Consider the following 22,036-nt stretch of genomic DNA (forward strand, 5'->3'; position numbering starts at 1 on the left):
ATAATTATGGCAGAGCCATGCGCGTTAAATGTTTGGAATTACCATGATTTCTTGGCATAAATGACTCACTCGGGAGAGAAGATAGGTACAGTGAGGAAGATCTGTAACTATAGCCGAGAGGGTGTGCTACAAGCCATGACATTGATGAATGATAAAGTTCATGCCTACAAGGATCAGATTGGAGCATTAAGCGATGTACTGCCAGGTGTGGTGAAGTCGTATCATGAGTTTACCGGAGAATGTTTCCAACCTGGCGTGATTGATGCGAAGACAAAACAGCTAATTGCGCTTGGCATTGGATTATTCGCCAACAATGAGGTATGTACTTTCTACCATGTAGAAGAAGCCCGGGCCAAGGGAGCAACAGATCAGGAGATTATGGAGACCGTTGCGGTGGCCGGAGCTGTTGGAGGAGGACATGCCCTGTCTCAGGGTGCGATGCGAGTGCAGAAGGCGCTGCATTAGTAAGCAATGCAACATTCATTTTTAAGTGCAAAAAAGGCATCCGGTTAATAACCGATGCCTTTTTGTATGTGAATCACATTTTACCTAACATTTTATCATACATAAACTGTCCAGTTACCCGACGTGCTGTTACATAACGATCATTGAAGTATGGATTCGATAACTTCGTGATGCTTACACCTTTACTGCTGGAGGCATGAGCGAATTGTCCGCCGCCGATATATACACCTGTATGTGAAATGCCTTTGCCTGTTGTATTAAAGAACACCAGATCACCTGTCCGAACATTGCTCTTGGATACGGGAGTACCTGCTTTGGCTTGCTGCTGCGAAGTACGTGGCAATTCAATGCTGTATTTGTTGAAAAGATATCTCATAAAACCAGAACAGTCGAAGCCGGCTACAGTTGTGCCACCCCATTTGTAAGGAATACCTGTCATGTTGTTCACTACGGAGTTGATACTGCTTGCCTCTGTGCTTGTTGCCCCGGATGTAAATAATACAGCTGCTCCAAAAATGGAGATAATCAGTTTTTTCAAAATCAATGTTCTCCCTTCGATGCCTACGGAGTTAGCTAAGGGTTCGGTAGAAGGTTCCCTATATTTCCTATGTATAAGAATAATTCACCCAAATTGGTTCCCCCGTTTTCAAACATGAAACTCGGCAATGAATAATTAAGTTTTTGTAACTATTTGAAACTATATTGCATAAATGCGTAATTGTCAAACCCATTTAAAACCCTTCGTAATACCTCAATGTTAGCGGAATTAAGGTTTTTATATGAAAGAAGGGATCAAGTTTGGATATCATTCATGACAAAAACGTCATTATTGGTTCGCTTAAGACGAATTTGGATAAATAAATAGGTTTGTCATGAGTTAAAAGAACTATCCCGTTATGTAGAATTAGAGAGATTATATTCATTAAGTTGCATATATTGACAAAAATCGATTTTTTGCATATTATCTGATTATCCAATCCACATATTGGATTAAAATTGATTTTATTATGCGATAAATACAAATAAAGGAGGTTTGGGGCGTATATCATACGTAAAGTAGAAGTGGAAGATTTATAAAAACGAACATAGGAGAGTGTTACATTTGAAAGCGAAGAAAATAATTACTTTTGTCCTGGCATGTACGATGGTGTTCTCAGTAGTTGGAATGGCAGTTCTCCCTGTAGGGACGGTATCTGCTGCAGATGCGTCGGGTACTACAGCGAGTATTTCTGATATTTTGAAGAACCAGCTGCCGGATGGAGGTTGGAGAAAAGATTATAAACAGACAAGTGGAGAGTGGGCAAAGTCCACGATAGACAACAAGGCTACATACTCAGAAATTAGAAGATTGGCGAAGGAATTTAAAAAGACGAATGATCCGCGTTACTCCACAGCTGCAATCAAAGGAATTAACTTTTTGATCAACATGCAGTATTCAAACGGCGGGTGGCCACAAGTTTACCAAAGCTCCGGATACCACAAGCACATCACTTACAATGATGATGCCATGATTAATGTAATGATCATGCTGGATGAAGTAGCAGCACGCAAAGGTGATTTCTCATTTATCGACAGCACACTTGCTAACCGCAGTAAAAATTCAGTTGCCAAAGGTGTGGAGGCGATTCTGAATACACAGGTCGTTTCAGGTGGTAAGCTGACAGCATGGGGACAACAACATGATTCCAGCTCTCTTAAACCAGCGAGCGCAAGAATCTACGAAGTGCCATCACTGACAGCTGGAGAGAGTGTAACGATTGTTAAATTTCTGAAAACCAGACCTGCTAACGCTAAAATTACCGCATCCATTAAAGGAGCGGAGGCTTGGTTTAACAAAGTGAAAATTACGGGTTACAAGTATGAAAGAGCTAATGGAGATAGTAAAATTATCGCTGATTCCAAAGCTGCACCAATTTGGGCACGCTTCTATGAGATCGGAACGGATAAACCAATCTTTATTGGTCGTGACGGGGTAGTTAAATACAAATTAAGTGATATTGATAAAGAAAGAAGAGGCGGTTATGCATGGTATGGCAACTGGCCTTCCAAGCTGTAATTTGTAGTATGCTTCCGTTTTAATGAACCAAACTATTAGCAGCAGTTAAAGGTAAAGCCCGAATCGACATGGACGTCTGATTCGGGCTTTATTGTTATTATTTTCAGTGTTGACATGATAGATTACGCATGATATATTATTTCTTGTCGCCGATATGGATGACGGAGATACAATATGCGGTCGTGGCGGAATTGGCAGACGCGCACGGTTCAGGTCCGTGTGGGCTAACCCCCGTGGAGGTTCGAGTCCTCTCGACCGCATCTAATAAAAAGACTCCTTAAGCTAACGCTTAAGGAGTCTTTTTTTGCATTTTTTGATATAACACTAACTTTAGTGATGAGTATTCAAGAGGTTAGTGCTTAGCTGCACGTACAGCAAATGTCTTCCATCAGCCATACGGAACGTTTATTGTGCTGCGGTAACATTAACGCTGTCAATATTCGGTCCTTCCGATCCGGTGGTAACCACTTTCAATGTATTGGTCCCCGTGTTCATGGGGACCTGTATTGTTTTTTCAACCCAAGTGGACCAGCTTCCCGTAGCCGGAAAGGGCTCGTTGCTAATAACTTTGGTTCCGTTCACAAAAATGTCGAGGTTCCGAGTGCCGCTTTCCAGCGCATAACGAAACTTTACGTTTTTGGTACCTGTTGTTGTGTTATTAATGCCGTTCCATTGAATGGCCGAACCAGTCATCGCATTGAAGTTAACATACCCGGAGCCAGTGTAACCGGGGTAGATTGTTTCAATGGCAGCTTCCGTAAGTGACGTTCCGGTCTCGGCTTCATACGTCGTGCCACTGCCTGTATTCCCGCCGCTATTTCCGCCAGTAACGTTGGCAACAAACGTTGTTACGCTCTGAGGCGGGAGCTGTGCCGTGAAGGCTCCATTGGATACGTTAAGCGAGGTTCCGCTTGCCAGGTTTCGACTGCTGTCCGTAATCCATGAGGACACAGTAGAGGCATTACCATTCTGCAGAACGAATTTTTGGCTTGTGGCTGAAGTTCCACGGTTAATTGCCACGACGACTACTTTGTTATCACCTTTATAGGCTGAGACAAATGTGTTTGTATCCGGATTTTTCGTTGCATCGACTCTTAGGAAGCCTGGACGCACGAATTTAGAGAAATGAGCCATATTATACCCGCGTTTGCTTATGGTACCGTCCTCTTTCATCGGACCATACTGTCTGCGGATGTACCACCACACGTAGGCTTGGAAATCACCTTCTACCATGGCATTGTGCATGTGATAGGAAACGTCTAATGCTTCAGGCCAGCGGTCTGCTGAGTTGTTGTCACTGTTTGGAACATACACCTCAGTCATCCACAGTTCTTTACCGGCTCCTTTTTGCTTAAAGAGAGGGTAGGCAAAATTCGAAATCTGGGTTCCATACGTATGTGCTCCCAGAATGTCCATGTTGGCAAGTGCCTGCGGATCATTCAGGATTGGGTCGGATATGTTCTTTAAGTACTGGAAGGATTCAGGCGCCATGACTTTGGTACCTTGAATTGACCCGGCATTTTCTTTCATGAATCGAAGGATCTCTTGTGGAGTCCACCAAGTCCAGTCATGAGCATAATCCGGTTCGTTTTGCACAGAAATGGCATATAGATCTACGCCGTTATTTTTCATGTAGGTTACAAAGTCGTTCAGATGTTGCGCATATGCGGTATATTTGTCGTATTTCAGACGTTTGGCATTTGTGTCCCCATTGCGGTTAAATGTTTCAACCATGCTGCTTGGAGGATTCCATGGGGATGCAAATACAATAGCACCCTTTTCGATAGCCCGTTTGGCTGTGGCAACTTCACGATACCAGTTATTGGAATCTGGATCAACGTAGATTCTGAGAATGGAGAAACCTAACTGATTCTGATCATTACCAAAAGCAGTTTCACGTTGAGCGGGAGTCAGATCACCAATCCAGGCAGGAAGGTTAATGCCCCCAAAGCCCTTGATTAGCTGTTTTTCCGAGGACAAATTAATGTTGGCATCGCTGGCTGCTGACACATTTGTCGGGGTTAACATCAAAGGCAGGGCTGTTAAACAGGCCAAAAGAACATTAATCGTCTTTTTTAGTTTGAATTTCACTACTTTCATCCTCCTCGATAATAGTAAGTTACATAGAGAAACCGCAACCAGGAATAACAAACAAGAATAGCGGATTGTCTGGCATTTATTTTATGTAAACCCTTTCAAAACCTCCTTCCATAAATCATAGGATAGAAATGAAGCATAGAACCTCTTTCATTTGTTGATTCTACTAAAAAATTCCTAAACTGAAAACCTGACAAATTACAGTATTTTTTCTAATTAATCTTTATTTTCCAACTGTTCAATGACAGTTATTGTCTGAATGCTAAGGAGAAAACTGGAATGATGGAGATCTTCACTTGAGATAGAGGTCTTCAATGGCGGGGATATGATCATTAAGGAAGGCTTTGGCTTACATAATCCTCCCTTCATTATCAAACAATGAGATCACAGAAGTTACGGGGAGGGAATCATGATGAAGGTACAGAGAAAGATTTATCGATTCATTGCAGGTATCATGGCATTTTTGATTGTGATTTACGCAGGCATATCGGCAGGAGGGCCTACAGCGGCAGCTTCAGAGTCCACATCGAATCACAAACGGTTAGCGATTATCATCGATGATGTTGGTAATGACATGAAGGGTACGGCAGAGATCCTGGCGATGCCAGTTAAACTAACGGTAGCGGTCATGCCTTTTTTGCCAACAACGAAGAAAGATGCGATGGCTGCACATGAAAAGGGGATGGATGTGATTGTGCACATGCCCATGGAACCCAAGAAAGGACGACCTGAATGGCTGGGCCCGGGTGCAATCACATCCAATCTAACAGATGAAGAAGTCCGCTCACGTGTGGAGAAAGCGATTGATGATGTGCCCCACGCCATTGGCATGAACAATCATATGGGTTCCAAAATTACTTCAGACAAACGCATCATGTCCATTGTGCTCGATGTATGCAAGGAGCGGGGCCTCTTCTTTGTAGACAGTCGTACGAACTTTCGCTCCGTGGTGGGGGAACTGGCCATATCCAAAAACATGCCACCTGTAGGTAATGACATTTTCTTGGATGATCAAAACTCCAAGCAACACATTCGCAAGCAACTTGATCTGGCTGCTCAGCGTGCGATCGACAAGGATATCTGTGTTGTCATTGGTCATGTCGGTCATTCGGGGATGAACACATCCGCAGTAATTCGTGAATCCGTCTCCCGTCTGCAAAATCAGGTCCAATTTGTAGGGATTGGTGATCTGGTTCGAGATGTGTGGCAATGGCAGTCTGCTCCTACACTACCGACAGATAATAAATAATGCCATTGGCAATGGACTGGGCGATTCGTTTTTGCTCAGCGGGGTCATTCATTCTGGCTCGATCTGCCGCATTGCTCAAAAATCCGGTTTCGACGATGACGGCAGGTTGCTTCACGTAATTCAATATATAAAAGGGCTTGCCCCATACAACCCCGTGCTCCGTTTCGTACAACTTGTTCATGGCATCCTGAATGGATTGGGCCAGCAAATAACTCCTGCCTTCTTTCTGGTGCAGTACCACCGGGCCGTGTGCTGTCGATCGGGGACTCCAGTTCGCATGAATGCTGACCACGATATCTGTACTTACTTCTTCGCTAAGGCTTTTACGTTGGGCAAGATCTCTGGTATGACGGGAGCGGCTGTTCAGCCAGCGGTTCTCATCACTAAGTGCATAATCACCAAGTCGATTGATGATAACGGCATAACCTTTGCTGCGAAGCAGGAGATAGACCTTTTGGCTAATGGCCAGGTTGATATCTTTTTCCAGCACACCTTGGGCTGATGTACCACCGTCAATACCCCCATGGCCTACGTCGAGCAGGATAACGGGTGCTGCAAAGGCATGATGACTTGAGCGATAAGCATCTCCATCGGTCACTGGCAGCATGGATGGACTGTTCTGGGACGGGGCTGCTTTTCCATAAGCGACATGGGGCAGCATGGGAAGACAATGGAAGCTAATGAGCAAGGCCACCGAAGCGATCAGCAGCTTATACATGGGAATACACACTCCTTCATGAAATAGGTATCGAATGCAGATTAATGGCTCAATGGATACCTTTGGCATTAGACTGTGCATTCTGAGAATTTTCATACTTCTTTCAATAAAAAAATGTTTAACCAGTACACATCCTGCACACAATAGAACTATCGTAAGCTCCGCGAATGTGCAGGAGCGAAGGAGGCAGAGGTATGGCCAAAAGTGATGAGTTGGTAAAATACATTACGCAGCGTGTTGTTCATTATATCGATACGCCGAAGGATGAGCGGAAAGGTCGCACCAAAAGGAAAGAGCCGTGGGCGATGAAGTGGTTTGGTATGATCCCTTTCGCTGTATCCCTGTGGGTGGGGAAAAAGGAAAAAGAATTCGATACACAGTCTCATAAACGAAGTTCTTCCGGTAAAGGGTGACTATCGCTTACCTATTTCACTAAAGCCAAAAGACGCAATCCCTTAATAAAATGGGAAGGCGTCTTATTTGTTGTTTTACAGGTTATCTGAATGTATCTTGAGAATTTGCTGATGATGAAGGATATACGATGTAAAAATGGCCATCTTGCTGCAATGTGCTTAAAGGAACAAAGCGTTGAATGGATGATTTTCCACCTAGCGCTACATATAGAATGGACTCTGCTTCCAGATCTGCATGCCATAGCTGGTAACCGCTAACGGGTAGAGGACCGCCGTATACAACGTTACGATCACCCGCTGAGAAAACAATCTCTTGATTCTCCCCGTGTTGTATCACATCTTGTGCCCGGTCGGCAGCAACAGGTTTGGAGGTAATCCACAACAGATTGTCAGCCGGATTGAACACGGGTCGGAGATGAAGTGGATCGACTGAGAAAGATGGCGTTGTGGATAAATCAGTTATGCTGGCAGAGTTCTGTTTGGAATCAGCCTCCAGCAGGTTCAGAAACTCTGACGGTAGTACATCTCCGTTCGTAGCATCGATATAAAGTGCAGGATGATTAGGTTGTTCCACTTTCCAATAAGCCAGCAGGGGAAGAGCATAACCAAGATGAAGCTCTCCTCCGGCAGCAAGTAATGCCTCAAGGTTCACATGTTGTCGATCCAAGGTTTGTCCAAGAAGTTCATTGTTGTATGGTGACTGTTCTCCATGACCATATTCACTAAGCATCAACTGACCCTGCTCTGTGGCCGTAATAATCATATATCCGATCGGTTTGCCTTCAAACTCAGCTTGTACGAGCCAGCTATGTAAACCCGGCCCCAGAGGGTAGAAGTCCAGGTCGGCGTTCTTCCAATGCACTTCGCCGTTAGCTGTACCAAGTGTAACAGCTTGTTGCTCTGCAAACCGTTGCACAGCAGCGGGAGCTAGCTTTTCATTCTGAATGGCATGATGTTTGGGACTATACTCAATTGATGATGCGGGGGATAGCGAAGATGTTTTTTGTTCCTCTGCATTGGCTATCGACCAAAAAGAGAATAGGGCAAGACAACTGAGCAAGCCCAAGGTTATACAGGTTGTTTTCCGAGCGTTGTTCCAACACGTATGAAAGAATCGTTTCAAATTTACACCTACTTTTTCATTTATCCGTTACCTGAGCGGGTCCTAATTTCATTCTAGGGGACAGGTTATGCAAAGGTTGCTGCAACCTGTCGGGCGGCTGATCATGAATAAACACTACTTTTGCCAGCATTTGCAGGAAAAGTAGTGTCTTCGTCTATCTTAAGTGAAACATGCCGCTGCTAATGGCAGTCACTTTCACTTTGGGTTCATATTGCCAGATCATCTCGGTCCGGCGTGTCTCATACTGCAGTTTCATAGCTTCGCGATCGATTACCGCCTGTTTTGCTTTCTCTTCTTCGGCATCTGTCTCGGAGTCGATCGGTACTGCGGCCTCTGCCGCCAGTTCTACATCTGCTCCAATGGGTTTAGCGTTAGTTATATCCACAACTTTTATCAGTGGTGCAGGTGGGGTGCGGTCAGAATGGACATTCTCATTCTCCGTGTCTGAGGTTATGTTACCTGGTAATTCTACCTCAGGCGTATCTTCCCGGAGTACCGCCTCATAGTAGGTGTCCAACACGTCCAGCTCCAGATCAAGCCGCTCTTGGGCTTTCTCTGCCCAGCTATAATCGAGTTCCAGCAAGCGGTTCGTCAAATGAGATTCCAAAGCAGCTCCGGCATCAAATAACGAAACTTTAGCTGTCTGTACATGCATGTTCTCCGCAAGCCTCGGACTGAGATCACGTCGGTTCAGCTTCGTGCCGAATTTTTCTATAATTTCACCCGAGCGAAGGGAGATGCCGAGAAAATGCAATTCCTCCCGTTTCAAATCACAGGCGAATTCCACCTTGAAACACACACCAAGCCAAGGCTCATATACGGCTGGCGCTGTAGCCCGCAATTGCCGTTTGGCAGCCTGTTCGAACAGGTTCACGAAGGCACCGCCTTCACGGGCAGCGCCGAAAATCTGCTGCAGTCTGCGACTGCCATACACCACTTCTTCACGCAATATTCGTCCTGGTCCCAGCTGTGGCAGTGATGGCGTAATACCGAAGTAACGGCCTAGAATAGTTTCTTTTGGTGATTCCCCTTGAGGACTGCCGTTGGTTACGCCATTCGTTCCATCAGGGTTAGGAACAGCAGGAGGTGATGCTTGCGCAGCTGTGGCTTCTGCTGCTTCAATGGCCTGCTGATAACTGTCAGGATCAAATATAAATGTAAAGGACATCGTCTCAGCGGGTGCTCCGGTTCGTTCCACAAACCCCCAATAATAGGGGCGATTGGTCAACGCTTTGTCCGCCTCAGGCGAGAGTTTGACTGTAACATGGGCAGGGGAACGCTCCATAATCTGACAATCCAGTGCTTCCAGATAGGTGAGAACATAAGCCTGCACTTCATGGGGAGACATGGTCATGAGTTAGCTACCTCCTTTGCGAAGATCTAACAACCCGGATACGGCAGGCCCTTCATCTGAAACCTCACGTTGAATAGAGTTCAACGATTGTCCAAGTGAATCCATTTTGCGGCGAATATCTTCATCAGTTTGTGATTCCAGCATGATTTTGTACAAACTTTTCTCAATAGACTCCTTCTTCTCCAGCCGTTCCAGAATGACATCCAGCCCGCCGATCACCATCTCAAACATATTGATCTTCTCATGCAGCAGATTCAGAATATGTTCCTCTATGGTTCCAGTCGTGGATAAATTGAAGATGTTCACGTCATTTTGCTGTCCCAGCCGGTGTACCCGACCGATCCGCTGCTCTACCCGCATAGGGTTCCAAGGCAGATCAAAGTTGATCATATGATGGCAAAATTGCAGATTGATGCCCTCACCACCTGCTTCGGTTGCAATCATGGCCTGCACACGCCCGCGGAAGAGATCCATCATCCAGTCTTTTTTGCCTCGATTCATGCCACCCCGATAGGGTACAGCCGTAAGCCCATTGTTGCGGAAATAGTTTAGCAGATACTCCTGCGTGGCCCGGTATTCGGTGAAGATAATTACTTTTTCATTCATGTTCCGAACCAGTTCCATCGTTTTCTCCGCTTTGGTATTCTCCTTGATCGCTTTAATATGGGCAACGAGTTCCCAAATCTTGTCCCGAAGGGGAGAGTCCAGCGGAAGTTTCTTCGACAGATTAACCAGCGTCACGAATACAGCATCTCGACTGCTGCACACTTCACGCTGCAATGTAACAAGGGAGAGCATGCTACTTAGGTTGCCGCCAGCTTCCTGGTACTGGTCTTTAACAAATGAAGTCACGCCATCATAAAGCGCTTGTTCTTCAGGCGATAGTTGCAGATTCACGTTGGAGACATTCCGTTTGGTAAATTGAACGGGGCCTTCGCCGCGGCGGTTACGAATCATGACTTTGGATAACTCGTTCTTAAGCTGTTCCTGATTTTTCGGAACCCGTTTGTCTACAACAAAGTTGGCCGCAAAGTCACCCTGACGACCCAGTTGACCGGGCTTCAGCAGGTTGATCAGATTGAACAACTCGCTCATATCGTTCTGCACAGGTGTAGCCGTGAGCAGCAGACAATACTTTTTGCGCAATTTCAGCATGAATTGATAGTTGGTTGTTTTCTTGTTTTTGAGCTTATGAGCCTCGTCAATAATAATCATGTCGTAATCAGTATTCAGCAGCATATCTTTATGCGGGTCACGTTTGGCTGTATCCATGGAAGCAACAACAACTTCATTCTGCCAGGAATAGGCCTTTTTCTGGGCAATAGCAGGGATGCCAAATTTTGAATTCAACTCCCGTACCCATTGCAGTACAAGAGAGGCAGGCACGAGAATGAGTACCTTGGATACGAGACCCCGAACCATATATTCTTTCAGAATGAGACCGGCTTCAATGGTTTTGCCCAGACCCACCTCATCGGCGAGAATGGCCCGGCCTGACATTTCAAATAATACTCTGCGAGCAGTGTCCATCTGGTGAGGGAGTGGGGTAAGGCCTTGTAGATGCTTGAGACATTGGATCTCGTCAAAATTGGGAATCAGGTTGGTCTCTTCGGCTTGAATGCCCAGTTGGAAGAGTCGATAATCCCCCCAAGGACCTCCTTTATCCAGTCGTGATTCTAATTGATTAATCCAAGTCCGATCAAATTCTAAAGGAACGGGCAGCTCGGCTACAGGTTGATTCGTGTGATGCGGGTTTTTCCGGTTCATGGTGTTTCCTCCCCTGCCATACGTGATGACGTTTTATTCGTAGGTAATAGTATGGACGAATGAGAGTCAGTTCATAACTATGTGGGTTCAAATAAGGAATATTTACACTTGTCACTCCGATGACAGAATAACCTTCCAATCGCTGTTATCCCCAGATTTTTTTGATTCCCTTGTCCAAAGGGGGAAAACCCGGGGATAGCGTATGCTTTCGATGCAGCTTTCTTTCAGAAAGCTTTTAGGCCAACGCTTCGCTTCTTCAGGTTATTTCTGTCCTCTCCGTTCTTGTGTAAAAAGTTTAGTTGAACCAATGTGAACTACAGTTTATTTACAAGAAGCTTGTCCGAGTATAGGGAGTATATGAAGATGGATTATGATAAAAGTCATATGGAAAATCAATATATGGTGTATTATACTGAATTTATATCACTATATGTGGTGTCTCATCATAATTTACTCATATAGTGAACATGGAGCTTTATACCGGGGAGGTTGAATGTAGCGATGAAATCGAACCAACGATCGTACCAATTAGAAGGACTTAGCGAAAAAATATTTCTGGACCGATACGCCTGGAAGGACGCTGATTCGAATCATGCCAAGGTCGGAGATGTGGTATTGGTATTAACGAAGGATGATCCGAAGTTCCCAACCAAGGAAGTGGGCGAAATCATAGAACGTCAGGGTCAGCTTGTACAGGTAAGAACTCGAAGCGGAGAGATGATCGAGACAAGTGTGGAGAAATTGACACTCAACATAGAAAAAACACCGGAAGAGATGTGGGACCGTCTTGCCAAAGCGATGGCTTCTGTCGAATCCACAGCTGATAAGCGGGCAACGTGGGAGTCCAAGTTCCGCTCTGTGTTGGAAGATTGGAAGTTAGTACCCGGAGGCCGAATTGCTGCAGGTGCGGGGGCAAGCGATGAGTTGACACTCTTCAATTGTTATGTCATTCCATCTCCGCAAGACAGTCGGGGTGGCATCATGAAGACTTTGACCGAGATGACGGAAATTATGGCACGTGGGGGAGGCGTAGGTATTAATTTGTCCTCTTTGCGTCCTCGCCGAGCGGTGGTGAAAGGTGTCAACGGATCATCTAGCGGTTCCGTATCCTGGGGTGGCTTGTTCAGTTATACGACTGGACTGATTGAACAGGGTGGAAGCCGCCGGGGTGCGCTCATGCTCATGATGAATGACTGGCATCCAGATGTGCTTGATTTTATTACCGTGAAACAAACGATGGGGCAGGTGACCAATGCCAATCTGTCTGTATGTGTGAGCAACGCATTTATGGAGGCTGTCAAGCAGGACGGAGATTGGGACTTGGTTTTCCCCGATACAAACGATCCGGACTACGACACCGAGTGGAACGGGGATATGCAGCAATGGAAAGCCGCAGGTCATTCGGTGGTGCACTATCGTACACTGAAGGCTCGCAAAATCTGGCATACCATTATTGAATCAGCCTGGAAATCGGCAGAGCCTGGTGTGGTATTCATGGAGTACTACAACCAGATGTCCAACAGCTGGTATTTCAATCCGATTATCTGTACTAATCCGTGCGGGGAACAAGGCCTGCCTGGCTGGGGTGTATGTAATCTGTCTGCCATTAATCTGTCCAAATTCTACGATGAAACAAATCATGATGTGGCATGGGATGAACTGGCGGAAACCACTCGTATCTCGACTAGATTTTTGGATAATGTCATCGATGCAACACCATATCATTTTGAGGAAAATAGACTGAATCAGCAGCGGGAACGCCGGGTTGGGCTTGGCACGATGGGACTGGCAGAGCTGATGATTAAGCTGCGTATTCGATACGGCAGTCCTGAATCTCTTGTTTTTCTGGATAAACTGTATGGATTCATGGCGAAGGAGGCCTATCTGGCATCGGCACAGATTGCAGCAGAGAAGGGAGCTTTCCCAGCTTTCGAAGCTGAACCGTATTTACAGAGTGGATTCATGAAAAACATGGTTGCGACGTACCCTGAAGTGGGAGAGGCCATCCGTAAACAGGGCATTCGAAATGTCACACTGATCACACAAGCGCCAACGGGAAGTACAGGTACGATGGTGGGCACATCAACAGGTATTGAGCCGTATTTCGCCTTCAAGTATTTCCGTCAAAGCCGTCTAGGTTATGATGAACAGTTCGTACCGATTGCACAAGACTGGCTGGATGAACATCCGGGTGAAGCTTTACCAGACTATTATGTGACGGCAATGGATTTGTCGGCTGAGAATCACATACGGGTGCAGGCTGCGATCCAGCAATGGGTGGATAGTTCGATCTCGAAGACGGCCAACTGTCCGGCTGATTTTACAGTGGAGGATACGGCTGAGCTGTACGAACTGGCCTTCGACCTTGGTTGCAAGGGAGTAACGATATACCGCGACGGCAGCAGGGATGTGCAGGTGTTGTCCACGTCGAAGAAGGAAGAGACCCAAGGTGAAGATCAGAACACGGCGGAAGCTGAAGAGAAGACAGTCGTATCTGCTATAGAAAACCCGAATAATGCTGAAGTACAGGCAAGTGATGGAACTTCCAATAGCCAGGTTGGTGTTAGAACGCATTCTTCTGATCAAGCCCCGTCCTCTTCTACAGTACTGGATAAACAATACAGAAGCCGTCCTCAAGTACTGCGCGGTGCGACATACAAAATCAATACGCCATTTGGTATGGCTTACATTACGATCAATGATCTGGAGGGAACCCCGGGTGAGATCTTCCTGAACGTGGGCAAAGCGGGATCGGATGTGTTTGCCATGGCTGAGGCACTCGGTCGAGTATGCTCTCTGTTCCTTCGATACGGAGATCATGGGCAAAAGGTTGAACTGTTGATCAAACATCTCAAGGGAATCGGTGGTTCGGGAGCGATTGGTTTCGGAGCCAATAGGGTTGAATCGATTGCTGATGCAGTCGCCAAAGCATTGGAAAGTCATGTACAGAGCGATGTGCAGGAGAACAAAACTGGAGCATTACAAGAACAGAGTCAAGTGGAGAGCACGTATCCAAAAGTGGAGGATCAGAAAACCTTTACCGAATCGAGAGATTTATGTCCTTCATGCGGCTCGGCATCCCTGATGAATGTGGAAGGATGCAGAACATGCAGCAACTGCGGGTACAGTAAGTGCAATTAAATATCTTTTGAAAAAAAGAGAAAAAGAAAGGCACTCCTGACTCCATCATGAAGTCAGGAATGCCTTTTTGTCATTTAGCTAACTAACACCAATCCTGGCATCGATCTGCAAGTGATTGCAATTCATTAAATACAACACCAGCATGGTAGCCGTCGCACACGGCGTGATGTAACTTAACGGATAAGGGAAGATATACTTTATCGTTCTGTTGTACATATTTCCCCATCGTGAAAATAGGCAACAAGTAGGTTCCCTCGTTGTAAATATTCAGATTAAATGCCGTAAAGTTCACCCAAGGAATACTGGAAACGGGAAAAGTATTTGGCGGTTCATTGGGTTTGGCAACAAATTGTTTGTGATCTTTGTAATTCTTCATATCTTCCAGATAACGAATGTGGAACGTCTCGAAATCTTCATGGAATGCTGTCCAGATCGTTGAGAAACTTTTGTTGTCCTCATGAAAAATTGTATAACTCGGAGACATTTCGTCCCAGTAGCCCAATTTCCCCTCGGCATCAAAACAGGTTCGAAATTCCCTGTGTGCATTGACAACCGTAGAGATCATATGAATAAGAGCCGGATAGAACTTCAATCCTTTAAGCTTCAGTTCGTTGATCAATAGAGTGATATCCAGATTAGCAGTTATGCTGTAGGTACATCTGACCTGATTCAAGTAGTGGTCAAAGTATGGCTTTCGATCCCACTGATCTAACACGATTGAATTAAACATAAGTTATAACCTCCTAAATTTGAATAATGTCTTTTATTTAGGAGGTATATTTGACTGATTTGACCATATCCTATCACATTCCCAGTATTGTATTTTTAGAAATTGATCCATCTCAGTATAACATGATACTGAATGTGTCGCTTATAGCGAAATCCTCTGCAAAACGCTTTTTCAACCTGTTTCTTTCCTTTATAATTAAAGTTGTGTTTATAACGAAGAAGAGAGGGGATTAGATGCGTCAGCCGATAGAAGAACCCATATTTTATTCTTATCCTGGAATGGTAGCGGTGGTGACTTCACGTCATGAGGGAGTCCAGAATGTGATGGCGTCCGGATGGCATACATACATCGGGTCATCACCAGGCGTATACGGCATCTCCCTTCGTAAGGAAACATACTCCTATGAACTCATTGAGAAGAGTGGCGTATTCGGTGTTCATTTCCTACCAGGTCATCGATCAGAGTGGATTCAAGCTGCAGGAACGTTCAGTGGAAGAGATACGGATAAATTCACAAGATTCGGCATTCCATATGAGGAAGGAATCAAGGTAAGTGTACCCATGTTGACAGATGCTTATTTTGCTTATGAATGCAAGGTTATGGATATTACGACATATGGTGACCATGAATGGATTGCAGGCGAAGTGTTGCAGCGATATCAGGATCAGAAGTACTTTCTGGAGAATGGAATGGTTGATCTGGAGAAGTTGCAAATCCCAATGTACACAGGGCGTTCAGCATACCGGATCATGGATGCGAGGACAGAAGAAAAGATTCACCCGTTCCACCTCTAGGGTCCTAGGCAAGAAGAAGCAATTATGAGCAAAACTTTCAATCCGGTCTGACATAGGTTTATAATGGATATTGGCTGCTGAGCAAGTCGGCAGCCTTTTGTTATGAATTCAATTGTTTCAATCGATGTGTGCGTGGGTATGCTGGTTTGCGCAAGTGAGACAGGTAATTTTAGCCACTCGATGAAAAGTACTATATTTAACGACAAAATTAGAGTATGATTTTACAGCTATATGAGCTGGCAGGAAAGGTTACATCGGTTTAATCGTTTGTAACTATTCCTGTAAAGTATGAGGCTTATTTCGGGCGTATAATGCTAAACGTGAACTCACGAATGAATATAAAGAATATTTTAATAATTAAACTTAATGGACAGGCAAATCGTCTTCTTTAAGATTATAGAATTCACACAGAATGTCGCATCATCGGATCGTGCTTCAAACAGAAGCTTTTCTTATGCTGTAAATGAAAGATGGAAGGTGCAATACGTATGTTAATGACAACCAGAACGATCAGGAGTTCCTTTATGCCCCCAACACCGATGTTGTTGACTCACAGTAACAAGGAGGGGCATGCATGTCACAATCGTTAAATCGTAAGAGACATATGAACGGACTTGACGGCTTGCGAGCCATCGCTGTACTTGCGGTAATCGCGTATCATCTAAATTTGGATTTTATCCCGGGCGGACTGCTCGGTGTAGGTATATTTTTTGTTCTCTCGGGATATTTAATTACAGATATTCTCGTGTCACAGTGGCAGGAACATGGACGCATTTCACTCGGTGATTTCTGGGTAAGACGGGTAAGGCGTTTGCTTCCAGGCATGCTGACCATGACAGCTGTGGTGATGATCTGGTTGGCTTGTACAGATCCATCCCGGCTTGCTGCGCTTCGTGGTGATATCGTTTCGGGTGTATTATACATAAGCAATTGGTGGTATATCTTTCACAACGTTTCCTATTTCGAAAGTTTTGGCCCTCCATCACCGTTTGGACATTTCTGGTCACTGGCTGTGGAAGAGCAATTTTATCTTATATGGCCTCTTCTACTGATCGCAGCAATCGTAGTGTTCAAAAGAAAGGGATGGCTGGTCGTTTTCATTGTCGTCGCAGCTGAATTATCTGCTGGCGCAATGGCCATCATGTATAATCCGGATTTGGACCCGAGCCGTGTATATTATGGAACAGACACGCGGGCATTTGCACTGCTTGCTGGTGCTGCTCTTGCCGTGGTGTGGCCTAGTCGCAAGCTATCGAACTCTCTGTCTGGCATGAACCGGCTTGTGCTCGATGTGTCGGGACTTGCTGCGCTCGCTTTGTTAATCTACATGATGCTGAACAGCAGTGAATATGATCCGTTTCTGTATCAAGGGGGCATGGTGCTTCAAGCTATCGCAACAACGTTGCTGGTAGCGGTGTTGGCTCACCCATCGTCTTTCCTGGCACGTATCATTGGCGCGAAGCCATTACGCTGGATCGGAGAGCGATCCTACGGATTATATCTGTGGCATTATCCAGTCATTATGTTAACCAATCCCGCGGTGGATACGGGAGGAGCACATCCTGTACGAATCATTTTACAGGTTGCTGCAACGGTTGTACTGGCCTCATTGTCCCTTAAATATATTGAAAATCCGATTCGGTACAATGGATTCCGTGATTCTTGGTCCCGAATATGGGGAAGAGGGCGGTCATCAATCGGTATACGTAACGTATGGTGGAAGCGGGCAGGTCTGTTGATGACGATTCTGCTGTTGTCCTATACGGTATCTCAGATGATGGTCTCACATGCAGCGAACTCTGACTCCCATTCGGTATCGATGTCCAACACATTAAATGGAGAGAATTCCGTAGCGGAGGAACAGGGACAGGATGTGTTGCCAGCTATTACAGCGACGTCAGGCTCTGGCGAAAAGAACGATGCTCATACCCATAAACCGGAAGCAGGAACGAAAGATGATCCGGGGAAAAATGAGAAGCCAACGGGAGAGTCTGCTCCAGATTCAAAACCTGACGACCAAGACAATTCAGTGAATCCTGGTAAGGACGGTCAGTCTGAAGATAAGCCGGCCGATGACTCCGTGACTAACGAGAATGATACACCGGATGACGCCGGAGCGAATCAATCCGATAATACGGATCATACGGATGATGCACCTGATTCATCTCAGGACAATGAAGAAACGGCTCCTCCTGCCCAGGATGGCAAGGTTCATTATACCGTCATTGGAGATTCGGTGATTTTGGATGCAAAACCGTATCTGGAGCAAAGTATATCGGGAGTGTATGTGGACGGACATGTCGGTCGTCAGATGTGGCAGGCAGGCGATGTATTGGAAGGTCTGAAACAAAACAACCAAATGGGCAGCAAAGTGGTGCTGGAGCTCGGGACGAATGGTTCCTTTAACTCCAAAAACTTGAATGCTGTGCTTGATTATCTGAAAGATGAGGATCAGGTATTTCTGGTTACTGTGCGCGTACCTCGTCCGTGGGAACGAACGGTGAACAGGGCATTGAATGAGGCTGCATCCAAATACAGCAATGTCTCCTTGATTGACTGGAACAGTGCAAGTGAGGGACATGACGAATATTTTGAAAAAGATGGCGTACATCTCACTACGCAAGGGTCCGAAGCTTTTGCAGAACTGGTGAAAAACAGTATCCAATAATACGCAATCCATATTTAATACGATTTAGCACTTATTCATTATATATAGCCTGGGGTGAAGCTACCAACGGCTGCAACAAGAAAGAGCTCTCATTGTGAGGGCTCTTTTTAGTTGTTATGAACAAATAAGTCAGCAAAGTAAATTCCAAACAGGGGAACCGATATTTTTCACCCCTGCATCCGTGGATCGTCACCTTACGGTATGATAGCGTTAACATTTACAATAAGTGTATTCAAATCGCCGAGGGGGATTATAGAGATGTTAAAAAAATGGCTTTCAGGTTTCCTGGCAATAACATTGTTCTCCATTATTCTTGCTGGCTGTGCTGGCGGGGACACTTCAGAAGGAGGCAGCGGCAATGACAAAGTAACCGTCACACTCTGGCACAACTGGACCGGACAGGATGCAAAGGCGGTTGCGATGCGCAAAATTATTGAAGATTTTCGCGCGGCGCATCCAGATATTGAAGTTGTGGATGAAGGCTTGCCAACAGATGGTCTCAAAACCCGGCTTCGTACGGTGGCAGCTGCCAACGAGATGCCAGACCTGTTCGTGATGTGGCCGGATGCCATGACTAAGGAATTTGTCAAAGGGGACCTGTTACAGCCCATTAATGCAGAGCTGGACGCAAAGCCGGAGTGGAAAGATAACTTTATCCCGAATGCATTGGACGGATACACCGTAGACGGGAATATCTACTCCGTGCCGATGAATCTGGCGCCGAGTTCCTTCATTTATTACAATGAAGCTCTTTTCAAGCAGTACAACGTAAAAGTGCCTGAGACATGGGCGGAACTGGAACAAGCGATTGCTACTTTTAATCAAAATAAAGTCATTCCCATGGCACTTGGCAACAAAGCCAACTGGGTAGCTCAATCAACGATATTCAGTACACTGGCTGATCGGATTACCGGTACGGACTGGTTCCTGAAAGCGGCAGCACAAGAGGGTGCTAGCTTTACCGATCCACAATTTATTGAAGCCTTGAACAAGATGCAGGAGCTTGGCAACACCAAAGCATTCCAAGATGGATTCAACAGTATCGATGAGACACAGATGATGCAGCTTTATTTCCAAGGTAAGGCAGCGATGGTCATGAACGGCGGATGGGCCTTGGCAAATCTGGTGAACAATGCACCTGAAGAGGTGTTGAACAACACACATATTACGATTCTTCCTCCAGTGGACGGAGGTCAGGGTGAACCAAGAACAACATCCGGTGTAGTAGGAACCGGATTGGGTGTAAGTAAAAAGCTGAGCGGTGCACAAAAAGAGGCAGCGATGGAGCTGTTCTACGCGCTGGCAGGACCTGATGGTCAGAAGGCCACATTGGATAGCAGCACATTGGTGAGTTACAAGATTGATCTGGACAAAACCAAAGCACATCCATTGTTCGTAGAATTATATGATCTGATGCAGGAAGTGAAGATCACGCCAGTATACGATTCCAAGCTGGGATCGGCAACGGTTGAGGTTATTAATAATGCATTGCAAGAGTTGCTTATGGGCGGCAAGGCCGAAGACATTGCGGCTAAAATTCAGGCGGCTCAAGCCAATGCAGTTAGTCAGTAACCATTCGTTAAAACCCCTTCCCGGCAGGGGAGGGGTTTTAAGTATGAATGAGACAGTCAGTTGCAAGTTGGTAAAGGAATTTATGGAAGGGAAGTGAACAGATGAACGCACTGCGAAGTCGGCGTTTTATTATGCTGGGGCTGGCCCCGGCAGTCATCATTTATGCATTGTTTGTATTTGTACCGGTCGTGTGGTCGGCATACTACGGTTTCTTCAACTGGTCCGGCATCGGCGCATCCAAATATATTGGTGTGGATAATTACGTAGAGATCTGGCATGATCCTGTGTTTTGGCGGGCACTGAAAAATAACGTTATTTTTGTGTTGGCATCGGTGTTTGGACAAATTCCGTTAGCGTTGATGTTGGCGGTCATATTACACAAAAGCAATCCATTACAGCGGTTTCTGCGCTCAGCCGTATTTCTGCCGATGGTGTTATCCACTGTCGTTATCGGTATGATCTGGCAGTATATCTATCATCCGCAGATCGGGATATTGAACTTTCTGCTGGACGCTCTGGGGCTGGAAAGTTGGAAGCTACAATGGCTTTCCGATGACAAGATTGCCATTTTCTCATTGGTACCGCCGCTGCTCTGGAGCTTTGTCGGGTTGTATCTGATTATCTTTATCTCGGCACTACAGAATATTCCAGGCGAGATTCATGATGCTGCCAAAATAGACGGTGCTTCAGGAATCCGGAAACTGGTATCGGTCTCTTTGCCCATAATCTGGGGTACGGTTCAGGTAGCGATCATTCTATGTATTTCGGGTAGTCTGAAATCATTCGATCTGGTCTACATCATGACCAAGGGTGGTCCCGCACATGCGACGGAACTGCTTGCAACGTATATGTACAATTCAACCTTTACAACATACCGATATGGTTTTGGTAGTGCGATCTCCACAACCATCGTACTGATCTCCCTGCTGCTGATCGGAACAAGCCAGTGGCTAACCAGTCGCAAACGAAAAGAGAATCAATAGAGAGGAGGAGCTATCATGCGCGTGACACCTGTATCCATGCCATCACCTCGAAGCAGCTCGGGCCATCCGATTCGTCGCTTACGTAGCGGAATTGTTTGGACGCTGCTAACGGTCTATGGTATTTTAACATTGTATCCGTTCTACTGGCTCGTGATTAGTGCATTCAAAACAAATGAAGATTTCTATAGCAGGCCCTTTGGTCTGCCGGAAAACTGGAATGTTGCCAATTTCAGCAATGCATGGGAAAGCTCCAGGCTAGGGACTGCTTTTGGCAATTCACTAATCGTATCGGTGGGTTCACTTATTCTGACGCTGTTTATTGCAGCGCTGGCTTCATTCATCCTGGCTCGTTTCCAGTTTCGCTGGAAAGGGTTGATCATGACCTTCTTTGTTGTTGGTATGCTTATTCCGATCCATAGTACGCTTGTCCCCTTATTTATTCTAATGAAACAGATGTCCTTACTAAATACGTACTGGGCCTTAATATTACCTTATACGGCTTTTGCATTGCCTACGGCCATTTTTGTGCTTACGGCTTATCTGACAAGTGTTCCACGTGATATTGAAGAGGCAGCTTTTATTGATGGAACAGGACTTTGGGGGCTGTTTACCCGAATCATGTTACCCATGTCTGTGCCTGCGTTGTCAACGGTTACGATCCTGAGTTTCTTGCATGCGTGGAATGACTTTTCATTTGCGCTTGTATTCATCAACAAAACCGGATTGAAAACGTTACCGCTGGCCATTGCGAACTTTGCGGATGGGTATCAAACCGATTACGGATTAACGCTTGCTGCCATGACCCTGTCGGTTATTCCAACCATTATCTTGTATCTCGTATTCCAGGAACAAGTTATGAAAGGCATGACAGCCGGAGCTGTCAAAGGATAAGCGAAAGCGCATCCA

At 45.6% G+C, this 22,036-nt stretch carries 17 protein-coding genes, 1 tRNA gene and 1 riboswitch; of the genes, 11 read left to right on the forward strand and 7 right to left on the reverse strand.

What is annotated here, in order from left to right; translation table 11 throughout:
- Window positions 1-135: 135 nt before the first annotated feature.
- On the forward strand, window positions 136-465 hold the full coding sequence (locus CXK86_RS02145; protein WP_017689352.1) for a carboxymuconolactone decarboxylase family protein: 330 nt from the start codon (window positions 136-138) through the stop codon (window positions 463-465).
- A 73-nt stretch (window positions 466-538) separates the two neighbouring features.
- On the opposite strand, the gene CXK86_RS02150 is transcribed toward CXK86_RS02145, so the two are convergent.
- The gene (locus tag CXK86_RS02150; RefSeq protein WP_036609611.1) at window positions 539-1,003 is read right to left on the reverse strand and encodes a C40 family peptidase; all 465 of its coding nucleotides are present in this window, start codon (window positions 1,001-1,003) and stop codon (window positions 539-541) included.
- 5 nt (window positions 1,004-1,008) lie between these two features.
- Window positions 1,009-1,140: riboswitch (cyclic di-AMP (ydaO/yuaA leader) on the reverse strand.
- Window positions 1,141-1,558: 418 nt separating this feature from the next.
- Here CXK86_RS02150 and pelA point away from each other — a divergent pair.
- Window positions 1,559-2,521 (forward strand): pectate lyase, encoded by a 963-nt coding sequence (gene pelA / locus CXK86_RS02155; RefSeq protein WP_036670167.1) that lies wholly within the window; start codon window positions 1,559-1,561, stop codon window positions 2,519-2,521.
- A 176-nt stretch (window positions 2,522-2,697) separates the two neighbouring features.
- Window positions 2,698-2,781, forward strand: a tRNA-Leu gene (locus CXK86_RS02160).
- A 145-nt stretch (window positions 2,782-2,926) separates the two neighbouring features.
- On the opposite strand, the gene xynC is transcribed toward CXK86_RS02160, so the two are convergent.
- On the reverse strand, window positions 2,927-4,621 hold the full coding sequence (gene xynC, locus CXK86_RS02165; RefSeq protein ID WP_373888049.1) for a glucuronoarabinoxylan endo-1,4-beta-xylanase XynC: 1,695 nt from the start codon (window positions 4,619-4,621) through the stop codon (window positions 2,927-2,929).
- A gap of 451 nt (window positions 4,622-5,072) precedes the next feature.
- Here xynC and CXK86_RS02170 point away from each other — a divergent pair, with 451 nt between their 5' ends.
- Complete coding sequence (locus CXK86_RS02170; RefSeq protein WP_373888052.1) at window positions 5,073-5,867, forward strand: divergent polysaccharide deacetylase family protein; 795 nt, start codon at window positions 5,073-5,075, stop codon at window positions 5,865-5,867.
- On the opposite strand, the gene CXK86_RS02175 is transcribed toward CXK86_RS02170, so the two are convergent.
- Window positions 5,842-6,585 carry an N-acetylmuramoyl-L-alanine amidase family protein gene (locus CXK86_RS02175; protein ID WP_101313411.1) on the reverse strand — a complete coding sequence of 248 codons (744 nt, stop codon included), beginning with the start codon at window positions 6,583-6,585 and terminating at the stop codon, window positions 5,842-5,844. The two genes, CXK86_RS02170 and CXK86_RS02175, sit on opposite strands and share 26 nt — an antisense overlap.
- 194 nt (window positions 6,586-6,779) lie before the next feature.
- Between CXK86_RS02175 and CXK86_RS02180 the strand changes: the two genes are divergently transcribed.
- Window positions 6,780-6,998 (forward strand): YqzE family protein, encoded by a 219-nt coding sequence (locus CXK86_RS02180; RefSeq protein WP_036609606.1) that lies wholly within the window; start codon window positions 6,780-6,782, stop codon window positions 6,996-6,998.
- Window positions 6,999-7,080: 82 nt separating this feature from the next.
- On the opposite strand, the gene CXK86_RS02185 is transcribed toward CXK86_RS02180, so the two are convergent.
- From CXK86_RS02185 to CXK86_RS02195, 3 genes are all read right to left on the reverse strand, one after another.
- A complete protein-coding gene (locus CXK86_RS02185; RefSeq protein WP_180361713.1) occupies window positions 7,081-8,064 on the reverse strand; it encodes a hypothetical protein in 984 nt (327 codons plus the stop codon).
- Window positions 8,065-8,275: 211 nt separating this feature from the next.
- Entirely contained in the window at window positions 8,276-9,475 is a 1,200-nt protein-coding gene (locus CXK86_RS02190) for a YqhG family protein (protein ID WP_257467753.1), read from the reverse strand.
- A 3-nt stretch (window positions 9,476-9,478) separates the two neighbouring features.
- On the reverse strand, window positions 9,479-11,242 hold the full coding sequence (locus CXK86_RS02195) for a DEAD/DEAH box helicase (protein ID WP_101313413.1): 1,764 nt from the start codon (window positions 11,240-11,242) through the stop codon (window positions 9,479-9,481).
- A 501-nt stretch (window positions 11,243-11,743) separates the two neighbouring features.
- Here CXK86_RS02195 and CXK86_RS02200 point away from each other — a divergent pair.
- Window positions 11,744-14,383 (forward strand): adenosylcobalamin-dependent ribonucleoside-diphosphate reductase, encoded by a 2,640-nt coding sequence (locus CXK86_RS02200; protein ID WP_076249884.1) that lies wholly within the window; start codon window positions 11,744-11,746, stop codon window positions 14,381-14,383.
- A gap of 82 nt (window positions 14,384-14,465) precedes the next feature.
- Here the strand turns inward: CXK86_RS02200 and catA are convergent, their stop codons facing one another.
- Window positions 14,466-15,113, reverse strand: coding sequence for a type A chloramphenicol O-acetyltransferase (catA, locus tag CXK86_RS02205; protein WP_076249883.1), 648 nt, complete (start codon window positions 15,111-15,113; stop codon window positions 14,466-14,468).
- Window positions 15,114-15,346: 233 nt separating this feature from the next.
- Between catA and CXK86_RS02215 the strand changes: the two genes are divergently transcribed.
- The 5 genes from CXK86_RS02215 (at window position 15,347) to CXK86_RS02235 (ending at window position 22,021) form a co-directional block, all read left to right on the forward strand.
- Entirely contained in the window at window positions 15,347-15,907 is a 561-nt protein-coding gene (locus CXK86_RS02215; protein ID WP_076249882.1) for a flavin reductase family protein, read from the forward strand.
- Between the two features lie 574 nt (window positions 15,908-16,481).
- Window positions 16,482-18,575 carry an acyltransferase family protein gene (locus CXK86_RS02220; RefSeq protein WP_076249881.1) on the forward strand — a complete coding sequence of 698 codons (2,094 nt, stop codon included), beginning with the start codon at window positions 16,482-16,484 and terminating at the stop codon, window positions 18,573-18,575.
- Between the two features lie 258 nt (window positions 18,576-18,833).
- Window positions 18,834-20,147, forward strand: a complete 1,314-nt coding sequence (locus CXK86_RS02225) for an extracellular solute-binding protein (protein ID WP_036609593.1) — start codon at window positions 18,834-18,836, stop codon at window positions 20,145-20,147.
- Window positions 20,148-20,248: 101 nt separating this feature from the next.
- Window positions 20,249-21,130, forward strand: a complete 882-nt coding sequence (locus CXK86_RS02230) for a carbohydrate ABC transporter permease (RefSeq protein WP_047842406.1) — start codon at window positions 20,249-20,251, stop codon at window positions 21,128-21,130.
- Window positions 21,131-21,166: 36 nt separating this feature from the next.
- The gene (locus tag CXK86_RS02235) at window positions 21,167-22,021 is read left to right on the forward strand and encodes a carbohydrate ABC transporter permease (protein ID WP_165790059.1); all 855 of its coding nucleotides are present in this window, start codon (window positions 21,167-21,169) and stop codon (window positions 22,019-22,021) included.
- The last annotated feature ends 15 nt before the right edge of the window (window positions 22,022-22,036 follow it).

It is taken from the genome of Paenibacillus sp. BGI2013 (assembly GCF_002843485.1).
Classification (GTDB): Bacteria; Bacillota; Bacilli; order Paenibacillales; family Paenibacillaceae; genus Paenibacillus; species Paenibacillus amylolyticus.